Source organism: Microbispora sp. CSR-4, from assembly GCF_008033685.1.
In the GTDB taxonomy this organism is placed as follows: Bacteria; Actinomycetota; Actinomycetes; order Streptosporangiales; family Streptosporangiaceae; genus Microbispora.
Genome location: NZ_VJVX01000103.1, coordinates 1 through 10,288 on the forward strand (window position 1 = coordinate 1; position 10,288 = coordinate 10,288).

Below are 10,288 nucleotides of genomic sequence, written 5' to 3' on the forward strand. Positions count from 1 at the left end.
CCCAGCCGACGCGCCAACGTCGGCCTACTCAGTGACCTTCGAATCGATCACTCGGGAGGGTACGCCCCCGAGCCGATCCACAGGTTCTGAGCATTGCTCCACATCGCACCCAGCATCCAGACTAGCCGGCATCGCATACCCCCATCACCGAACAAAATAGGATAAAGGTTACAAAACTTCCCAATTGGGGAGTCCTCCTCCGCTGAGCGTTGTTTTGTCGGCCCGTTCCCCTAGCCTCTTGAACAGAGCCAAGACCAGAGAATGCCGGGGGTGGAAATGCTGCTGTCCGAACCTGCGGACGAGCTGCTGGATCCACAGGCCGAGGACCTCATCGAGTCGCTACGTGCGTTCGGCTATGACCTACCCACCGCCCTCGCCGATCTCGTCGACAACAGCATCACTGCGGGCGCCAGATCAGTTCGCATTCTCTACTGTTCCGATCCCGGTGCGGCATGGGTTGCAGTCCTCGACGACGGCCGTGGCATGAGCGAGACCGAGCTGCGGGCTGCAATGCGGTTCGCCCGGAATCCCAATCACGCACGTCAGCCAGGCGACCTGGGGCGGTTCGGCCTCGGCCTCAAGACAGCCTCCCTGTCACATGCCAGGAGGCTCACAGTTCTCTCCAGAGACGTCAACAGCAATCTGTCAACTCGCACATGGGACATCGACCATGTCGCCGAGCGGCGTCAGTGGAGAGTGATCAGGGAACTCGACGACGACGCGGCGGTGATCGCCCACCAGGTGGGGTTCACCAGCCGGGGCACCCTGGTTCTGTGGCGGAAGCTTGACAGGATCGACGACGGACCGGGCCTGGCCCGACGCGTCAACGAGGCCGGAAGAGAACTCTCCTTGCTGTTCCATCGCTTCCTGGAGAAGGGCAAGCTCGCGCTGTTCGTCGGCAGCCGCCAACTGACTCCGATGGACCCCTATCTGAAGCGGCATTCAGCCACTCAGGATCGCGGTATCGAGGAGCTCGAACATGACGGTCACAGAATCCGTGTGAACCCTGTCGTCCTTCCTCACCCTTCCCGTCTGAGCAGGAGCGAAGCGGCTATAGCTTCGGGACCGGGCGGCATGCAGGACCGACAGGGGTTCTACGTCTATCGCGGAGATCGCCTTGTTGTGGCAGGCGGCTGGCTGGGGCTTTCGGGCATGCACAAGTCCCAGACCACGAGGCTCGCCAGGTTGGCTGTGGACATTCCTCCTGGCGCAGATCTGGCGTGGGAAGTCGATGTCAGAAAGTCCAGCGTACGTCCCCCCTCAGTCCTTGAAACGCGCATAGCCGAGATCGCCAGAGACGTGCGCGCGAGGTCAGAAAGGGTCTTTGCCTACCGTGGCGCTCCGACGTCACGCTCGCGCACGCGTGACACCATCCATCCCGTCTGGCAGCAGGTACGCCGGCTGGGTGTCTCGGAGTACGTGGTGAACCGTGAGCATCCTCTCGTGGCCGCCGCTCTGGCCAGCTCGAACGGCTCGGCGGTCGAAGGACTCCTTCACATGATCGAGAGCACGCTCCCCGTGGAGTCGATCTCACAGGAACTGGTGTCCTCACTCCAGTCTCCGGAGACGCCGAGGCCGGAGAGTCCGGACATCGAAGAGATCGTGGCCACGTTCCGGTCGATGCTGACGGGACTACCCGAGGATCCGGAGGCGAGAGCCGTCCTCTTGGAGGCGCTCGCGAAAGCGGAGCCCTTCAGTAAGTATCCCGGTCTTATTCAAGAGGTCATCCAGTCCGAGGAGATGCGATCGTGATGGACCCGACGAGTATTGCTCTGAATGTGGCCAAGCAGCTCGTGCTGGGCCTGGAGAGACACGAGCGCACGCCGGAACGGCTTCGGGAAGAGGCGAAGAAGGCGACCGAAATGCTGAGCGCGTCGGGAGAGATCTCCGCGGAGGAGGTTGCACGAAACCTTGAGTCGGAGTTCGAGGTGTGGGTGCCCCAGGCGGTCGTGGTCAGTGACCCTGATGATCACGTCCCGTGGTTGGATTCGCGGCGCGACGGCATCGACTTCGCATACTGGAAGCGCTACAGCACCCTGCTGAGCAAAACGTGGAAGCCTGGCGCCATCGAAGCCCTGGACGAGTCGACCCAGCAGATTCTCGGCCTCATGGAGGACCCCCAGCGAGTAGGTTCGTACAAGACCTACGGGTTGGTGTACGGACAGGTTCAGTCGGGCAAGACAGCGAGCTACACCGGTGTTATCTGCAAGGCCGTAGATGCCGGCTACCAGGTGGTCATCGTCCTCACCAGCCAGCATGAAAGCCTGCGTCATCAGACGCAGGCCCGCCTGGACAAGGAGTTCCTCGGCTTCAACAGCAAGTTCAGCCGAAATCCCTCCGCCGACTCGTCCGTGATCATCGGCGTGGGGGCCCTCGGACTCCGAGCGCCAGACGTTCCCTGCATGCCCGCGACCACCAGAGACAGTGACTTCACAAGTGCCCAGTTCCAGGGTACTCCGATCAACATCCACGAAGTCCGGATTCTCGTCGTAGCAAAAAAGAACAAACGGATTCTGGACAACCTCAAAGACTGGCTGAGCAACTTCGCGGCCACGCTTCCGGACGGGTCCCGGAAGATTCGGAACGCACCGCTCCTGCTCATCGACGATGAGGCTGACTACGGATCGGTCGACACCAAGAAGGCCACCCGCAACAGGACTCACAGCGATCCCGATCACGACCCGACGGCGATCAACAAGGCGATCCGGGGGCTGCTGGAGTTGTTCGAGAAACGGGTGTACCTGGCATACACAGCCACGCCGTTCGCCAACATTTTCATCCCGACCTCCACCGACCATCCCGAGCACGGAGCTGACCTGTTTCCCCGCAGCTTCATGGTGGCGCTTGAGCCCCCTTCGAATTACTGCGGACCGGAGGTGGTCTTCGGGCTGGAGGACCCGTCCGCAGCGGAGATCCGCGAGCCCCTGCCGATTATCCGCGAAGTTGACGACCACGAAACGTGGCTTCCCGACTCGCACCGTAAGGGCGACCGACCGAACGGACCGCTACCCGCATCTCTTGTACAGGCGCTTGACGCCTTCGTGCTCGCTACCGCGATCAGGAAGATCCGTGAACGCGACTACAACATCGCAGGCGGCCACAACACGATGCTGGTGCATGTCACCCGGTTCACTGACGTCCAGCGTGAGGTGGCGCGCCAGGTCGAGACCCACCTGCAGGGTATGGCCGACGCGTGGGACGACTTCGGAGAGCGGGGCCAGGAAGTACGCGAACGACTCGTGCGCCTCTGGGAAACAGACTTCGCCGAGACCTATACGAATCTCGCCAACCGTGCCGATGTCAGTTCGTCCGTGGGGCCGGCTGTTCTCTGGGAGGAGGTCTGCGAGGTCGTTCCGCAGATCCTCGACGAGGTATCGCGGTCGGTCAAGCAGATCAACGGAAGTGCCGCGGACGTGTTGGATTACCAGTCCAGCACGCCTGTCACGGTGGTGGCGGTAGGCGGTGACAAGCTCTCACGAGGGTTGACGCTCGAAGGTCTTACCATCTCCTATTACCTGCGTGCGTCCAGAACGTACGACACCCTGCTCCAGATGGGGCGGTGGTTCGGCTATCGCCCGGGATATCTGGACGTCACCCGCCTGTACACGACCACAGAACTGATCGGCTACTACGTCCACATCACCAGGGCAAATCGCGAACTCATGGACCTCACGAGTGCCGTCGCCCGTGCGGAACAGACCCCAGAGCATGTGGGCATGCGCGTCCTCAACGGGGTCGGGAACCTTCAGGTCACCGCAGCCGCAAAGATGCGCTCGTCAGCCGTCATGTCCGTCACGTTCTCCGGGACCAGGGCAGAGACCCTCGTCATGCGCAAGGACGCGCGAGCCCTCAAGCAGAACTACAAGCAGCTCGAAGAACTTGTCGAGGCGGCACTCACGTACCCTGAGGTTCCTGCCGACCGCCTACACGAAGCGGGCCGTGGCCTGTTCCGGCAGGGTGTCCCTGCGGATGTCGTGTTGAACTTCCTCGAGGACTTCGTCGTGTCCCCCCGCGTCCTGACAGCGAATCCAGAGAACCTGGCCAGGTACATCAGGGCTCAGATGGCCGGAGACGAACTGGTCCGCTGGACTGTGGCAGTAACCGGGGGTAGTTCGTCTGCGCGGCTCACCACACACGGCCTCGACATCCCGCTGGTCAGACGCAAGCCGATCGTGAACCCTCGCGTCCGGGACAGCGAGTTCGAGGTTGGCGTTCTGGTCAGCCCCGCCCACGAGGCGATCGGGCTTTCTGAAGGCAGAGTTCGCCGGGCCTTCGACCGAACCGCTGAGGAGTTCCGCTCACGGGGAAAGGGCAAGAAACCCGCCCGCGCGAGCGGTGAATCCCTTCGCCTGATGCGAGACCCGGCGGAAGGCCTCCTGCTGCTCTATCCGATCGACGCGGCCGCCTCGGGGATCGAGGTTTCCATGCCCGACCTCCCGATCGTTGGGTACGCAGTTGTGTTCCCGAACTCCGACCGCGCAGAGAAGATCCAGTACCGTGTCAACCAGGTCTTCCTTGAGAACCTCCAGAAGGCCATGGAGGACGTCGAAGAGGAGGAAGAAGACTGACAGTGAGCCCCAGCACCCCCGAAGAGCTCGAGCAGTCCTTCCATGCGGCAGAGAACGGAGGAGGGCCCGGTCACGGTGCCGTCCGCCGGAGACTACTCCCGAACTCCGATCTGGACGTGTTCACCGAGGTCCGGCTTCCCAGCAGGGAGTGGGTCCTTGTGGTCCACAGCGACGATCGTCTCGACGACCGGGACCTTGTTCTCGCCACGGGACTTGTCTGTCGTACGAGAAACGGATCCGTCGAGGTTGTGGCCAGTCCCGACACCGACCGGCGCCTGTTCTGCACGCTGCTGGCCGACCTCGTCAACCAACTCAGTCTCCCCGCCGACAAGCCGGTCGTCGCCCTCGTACGGAGGCTCAATGCCTGGCGTCGGATGCTGGGGCGCGGGCTTACCACGGGTCTCCCCCCAGAAGCACGAATCGGTTTGTACGGCGAGTTACTGGTCCTTCGCGAGCTCATGCTGCCGGCTATCGGTCCGAACGGCGTCAAATCATGGGTCGGTCCTGACGGTGCTCCACAGGACTTCCAGCACCTGTCCACAGCTGTCGAGGTGAAGACGGTCTCCCGTCGCGACCCCGGTCGTTGCAGGATCAGCAACGAGCAGCAGTTGGACACCTCGAGCATTCCTGAACTGTTCCTGATCCACCAGGCCGTTGGCACATCCCCCGACGGCACCACGCTGGGCGAACTCATTGACGAACTGCGGGACCATCCTGCTGTGAGAGCCGAGCTTTCCTGGTTCGAGAACTGCCTGCTGGAGGTCGGCTGGCTGGATGCGCACCGCGATCAGTACGTCAACGACCGGTACGTCCTCGCCCGGCGGCAGGCATTTTCCGTAGACGCATCATTTCCAAGAATAACGCCAGCCGACTTACCGGCCGGGGTGTCCGCTGTGTCCTATTTTGTTGATTTGTCCGCCTGCTCCTCACACAGGGTGGATGAAAGAATCGTAAGGGACGCGGTAACAGGGACCAGCAGTTTGGCGAAGGAGTAACCATGGAGGGGGAAAGCGCGGCAGATTTCGCAATCGCGCTCGAACAGAGCGTCGAAGACCAACTTGGACAGCAGCCCGGCTGGCTCAAGCGTGACGCCTTCGTCCAAGTGGTCGCCGACTATCTGATCGAGGACGGCGTTCTGGAGGATCTTTCCCCCTGCTACCACACGGCACCGTTCGGCAGGAGTCGGATGGAGGTCGCCGGCTACTACATCAGCGACGACGGCCTGGCGCTCGACCTTGCCGTTGCCGAGTACGGGCACGCAGGGCAGACACTGCCTCGCGACCTCGTACTCAAGCGCCTCCGCTGGGCGGTCAACTTCGCCACTGCCTGCCGCGATGGCCATCACCTACGCATGGAAGAGTCCAGTCCCGAGTTCGACATGGTCCAGAGCATCCATGCCCACTGGCCCGACTTCAGAAAGATCCGGGTCTTCTTCCTGACGGACGCACGCACGACAGTAAATGAGCTGCCCGAGGAGCACATCGGGAAGATCTCGGTTGTGCAGCACATCTGGGATATCGAGCGACTCCACAAACTCGACCTGTCCGGGCGGCGGGAAGAACCCATCACCATCGACTTCGAGCAGCTGGGCGGCCAGCTCCCCTGTCTCGCAGCCCCGGGCAAGGATCAGGACCACCAGTGCCTCCTGACCGTCATCCCCGGACAGTTCCTTGCCGACATGTACGACCTGCACGGGGCCAAGCTCCTCCAGCGGAACGTCCGAGCGTTCCTCCAGGCCCGGGGCAAGGTGAACAAGGGCCTCAACCAGACCATCAAGGAGAACCCCGGGCGGTTCATGGCCTACAACAACGGCATCTCCATGACTGCCACCGGAGCATCAGTTGAGCAGACCCTTGACGGCGCCCTTCTTCTCCGGCTGGAGGACGTCCAGATCGTCAACGGAGGGCAGACCACCGCATCACTGCACCATGCCGCCAAGAGGGACCGTGCCGATCTCAGTCTGGTTCAGGTACCCGCAAAGATCACAGTCGTGCAGCCGGATCTGCTGGACGAGCTGGTCCCCAAGATCTCCTTGTATGCCAACTCCCAGAACCCGATCAACGAAGCGGATTTCCAGTCCAACAGCCCGTTCCACGTTGAGTTGGAGCGCCTCTCCCGTCGACTGCGAGCGCCGGCGACAGACGGCTCGCAACGCGACAGCCACTGGTACTACGAGCGGGTCCGCGGCCAGTATCAGGTGGAGCGCACGCGGAAGTCGAAGGCTTACCAGAAGCAGTTCGACAAGGAGTACCCGCGGTCCCAGCGCTTCACGAAGACTGACGCAGCCAAGTTCGAGATGACCTTCGAGCAGGCACCGCACATCGTCAGTCTGGGTGCCCAGAAGTGTTTCCAACACTGGACACTCGAGGTCATCCTAAAGCGCGACACAGCCACCCCCGACGAGCAGTACTTCCGCGACCTTGTGGCGAAGGCCATCTTCTACATTCAGGTCCGGAAGAAGATCCAGAGCGAGAATCCTGGCGCAGGCTACCTCGCCAATGTGACGACCTACACGATCGCTCGCCTGTCCCTGGAAATCGATGTGGAGGAGGCGCTCAGGTCGATCTGGCGGGCACAACGAGTGCCGCCGGAGCTTCTGCGTGCGGCGGTGAGACTCAGCGAACTGGTCCGCAGGGTACTTCTCAACGCTCCAGGGTCTGGCAACGTAAGTGAGTGGTCGAAGAAGGAGGAGTGCTGGAAGCGCGTCCAAGACATCGAATGGACTGGTGCGTGATTCCTTACGCCTGGCCTGCGCTCGGAGCGTCAGTGAACAGATCGCCTGGAGAGACGCTGTCGCGTCCTGTGCAGAACTGGGTGAGAGGGCACTCGTAGCAAAGCGGCTGCCTGACCCTGCACAAAGTGTTTCCGATCAGACGCAGCGCGGCCATGCGTAGGGGCGCCTTCTCACCCGCCCCAACCACTTTCACGAGGTCAACTCGTCCGTCCGTCAGCCGGTTTGTGCGATCGGAGGGACTGTTGTTCAGTCTGGCGGCGACACGCAGTGCGCTCTGCCCAATCCAGAGAAGGTCCTCGTCGATCAGCAAGCGGTAGAGCTTCACTTCGGCCGGCTTCATCTCCAGCCGCTTGGGAATCTCCTCCCGCCGCTCTTCGGACCACACCTCGCCGTCACTCACGAGCCCAGCTAAGCGATTGATACGCGCTCGGATGGCGGCTGTGGGAGCAGCATGGAGAAGCGCCTGCATGACGTCCTTGGTCAGAGCAGTTTCTCCTCGCACGGTCTCCATGATCTTGTGTAGCTGATCAGATCGCACCCGAGCTCCGGATAGCACAGCTATCACGGCTGCATGTAGCGAGAGCAGCTTGGGGAGGTGGTACCAGTCACCGTTCGCGCGTTGACGCTCTGCCCACGCGGTTAGTTCACGACGAACCGTACGCCAGTACGGTTGGATACCGCCTTCACCTAGCTGCTCCTCTGCAGGGAGCAGCGCTGTGGCTGCGGCCTCGCCCAGAAGTGGCGGCACCGCGTTCCCGATCTGCCGGAAGGCGTCACTGCGAGTGCCCGCAAAGCGGAATCGGTCTGGAAAGGTCTGAACCCTAGCCGCCTCTCGAACGGTCAGCGTCCGGTTCTGGTCCGGGTGGATGTACCAGTAACCATCCTTGGCGATGTGGGCTGTTATCGACCTACAGAGATCGTTCCAGGCAAGTTTCTTGTACTTGTCGGTGAAATGGTCGGCTTTGTATCGCTGGAGCTCCGGGTCGATCTGCGAGTACAGCGTGGTGGATTCCATCCTTTTGAAGATGATCCAATCGTCCTCACGTACCCGGCGGGTCATGTGATCCCAGATGACTCCCGGTCGCGCCCTCTTTCGCATGTCAGCCGCAAATGAGGAAAGCCCCTCCGAGGGAGTGACATACTCCATCTCCCGTGACCCGACACGCTCCATCGGCACTGCATGCAGCTCCGGAAGGTCACCGATGGCGTGTCGCAAAGTGGTGCGTTCGCTCTCTGGGACCTCTGCCTGCCACTCGAACTTCTCGATGTCCCTCCTGGCCAGGAGGATCAGCCGCTTCCGATGCTGTGGAACTCCGTACCGCCAAGCGTCCACCAAGCGTACCTGCGTCGCGTATCCGAGATCCTCCAGCTGCTGCTCGATCACACGGACAACGAAGAAGTCGTCGCCAAGCCCCATGTCGGGGACGTTCTCCATCAGGACTGCGCGAGGTCTGATCCGTTTGACCATGTCGAGGTAAGCGCTCCACAGTTCCTTACGGAGGTCATGCGCATCGCGACCATGGTGCTCAACGAGGTGTCGGATCTTGCTGCGGCCTGCCCTACTGAATGGCTGACACGGTGGTCCCCCAGCCACAAGGTCGATCTTGCCAATGGCAGGCTTCAAGAACTCTTCAAGCCTGTCCCGCTCTCTGGGGTCACCCAAGTCCATGTTCAGGCTCATACCGGGGAAGTTCGCCGCGTGAGTTTCCAGGGCTCGCTCGTCACAGTCGACTGCGGCTGCAATCGCCCAACCCGCCCGCTGAAGCCCCAGGCTCAGGCCACCAGCCCCTGAAAAAAGGTCCACGGCCAAACGCCGGCCCTTGCCGAACCCTTCCAGCCAGTCGGCGAACGCTTCGGGCGTACAACTGTTCCGGTGGCGCTTGAGCTCCAAGTAATCACTGCGTTCAAGAGGTACGCCGTAGTGCGACTTCTTCTGCACAGCACGGTCCTCCCCCCACGCCAGCGACAACGATGAGCACCAGGAGATCATAGATCCACTGGCCAGGGCAAGAGCGTCCATCTGACTCTGCTGGGCACCTGGGATTTGTACTGCTCCGTCAGGTTCCAGCGCGAATCCGGCAGGGCTCCCGCGCCTCGGCCCCGAACCAAAGTTCCGGCCGTGACCGGGTGCAATCCTAGAGGAGTGTGGTAAGGGCGTCGCCCAGTGTTCCTGCGATGTGGACAAGCTATGGGAGCAGAGAGCATGATCAAGTCCCGCCGATTATGACCCACACCCGGGGGCTCCGGACCCGCCCGCTGGTAGATGGAGCAAGAGGATCACGCGGCCTTGTTACGTCATAGGCTCGCGAGCGCCCGGTCACGTACCTGACCGACCCTTGTGGGTCACCCGACCTCGGCCAGAGCCGGTAGTCAGGCTTGGGCCATCCCCTCCCCACGAGCTTCTCGGGCCACCTCCTCAGCCGCCCGTTGGACGTCGCGCCTGACCTCGCATTCCCACACGCGGAGCACGCGCCAGCCAGCCTCCTTGAGGAGGGCGTCGTTGCGACGGTCCCGAGCCCGGTTGGTGTCGATCTTCAAGCGCCACTGCTCAGCGTTGGGACCCCTGAACTCCACGGGCGAGTGCTCAGGGCACCCGTGCCAGAAGCAACCGTCGACGAAAACAGCGAGTCTCCATCGCGGGAGCACGAAGTCAGGAGTGCATCTGCCAACAAGCCTGCGATGGAGACGGAACCTGAGGCCCAACGCGTGTACCGCACTCCGCAGTCTGATCTCGGGCTCGGTGTTCCGTGTACGCCGTCCCCGGAGGTGGGCCCCCTTCTCGGTCGGCTCCCATGTCTCTTTGCTGCTCATCCTCACCTGCCTCTCCAGCACATCCGCCCGCTCGCCACCATCACCTGGCAGCCAATGGCAGCTTGGTCAGCCTGTATGAACCACTCCGACTTTCGTGGAGGCCCTGAAGCCAGCATCATCTGCTGGCGGAAGGGAGAATCACGTCACGATGCCAGCCCCGAGGAAGTATCCCCAA

6 protein-coding genes are annotated in these 10,288 nt (G+C 62.1%); 4 read left to right on the top strand and 2 right to left on the bottom strand.

The genetic code is table 11. The annotated features are described in order from the left end of the window. The first annotated feature begins 276 nt into the window (after positions 1-276). The 4 genes from FLV34_RS37890 to FLV34_RS37905 are packed head-to-tail and all read left to right on the top strand — an operon-like array spanning position 277 to position 7,302. Positions 277-1,752 carry an ATP-binding protein gene (locus tag FLV34_RS37890; RefSeq protein WP_261986060.1) on the top strand — a complete coding sequence of 492 codons (1,476 nt, stop codon included), beginning with the start codon at positions 277-279 and terminating at the stop codon, positions 1,750-1,752. Beyond that, the gene (locus tag FLV34_RS37895) at positions 1,752-4,568 is read left to right on the top strand and encodes a Z1 domain-containing protein (RefSeq protein WP_261986061.1); all 2,817 of its coding nucleotides are present in this window, start codon (positions 1,752-1,754) and stop codon (positions 4,566-4,568) included. The genes FLV34_RS37890 and FLV34_RS37895 overlap by 1 nt, the downstream gene beginning before the upstream one ends. Positions 4,569-4,570: 2 nt before the next feature. Further along, the gene (locus FLV34_RS37900) at positions 4,571-5,563 is read left to right on the top strand and encodes a PD-(D/E)XK motif protein (protein WP_187280849.1); all 993 of its coding nucleotides are present in this window, start codon (positions 4,571-4,573) and stop codon (positions 5,561-5,563) included. 2 nt (positions 5,564-5,565) lie between these two features. After that, positions 5,566-7,302, top strand: a complete 1,737-nt coding sequence (locus FLV34_RS37905; RefSeq protein ID WP_147945443.1) for an AIPR family protein — start codon at positions 5,566-5,568, stop codon at positions 7,300-7,302. A gap of 4 nt (positions 7,303-7,306) precedes the next feature. On the opposite strand, the gene FLV34_RS37910 is transcribed toward FLV34_RS37905, so the two are convergent. Then, entirely contained in the window at positions 7,307-9,241 is a 1,935-nt protein-coding gene (locus tag FLV34_RS37910) for a DNA cytosine methyltransferase (RefSeq protein ID WP_222709783.1), read from the bottom strand. A gap of 431 nt (positions 9,242-9,672) precedes the next feature. Continuing rightward, entirely contained in the window at positions 9,673-10,113 is a 441-nt protein-coding gene (locus tag FLV34_RS37915) for a very short patch repair endonuclease (RefSeq protein ID WP_147945444.1), read from the bottom strand. Between the last annotated feature and the right edge of the window lie 175 nt (positions 10,114-10,288).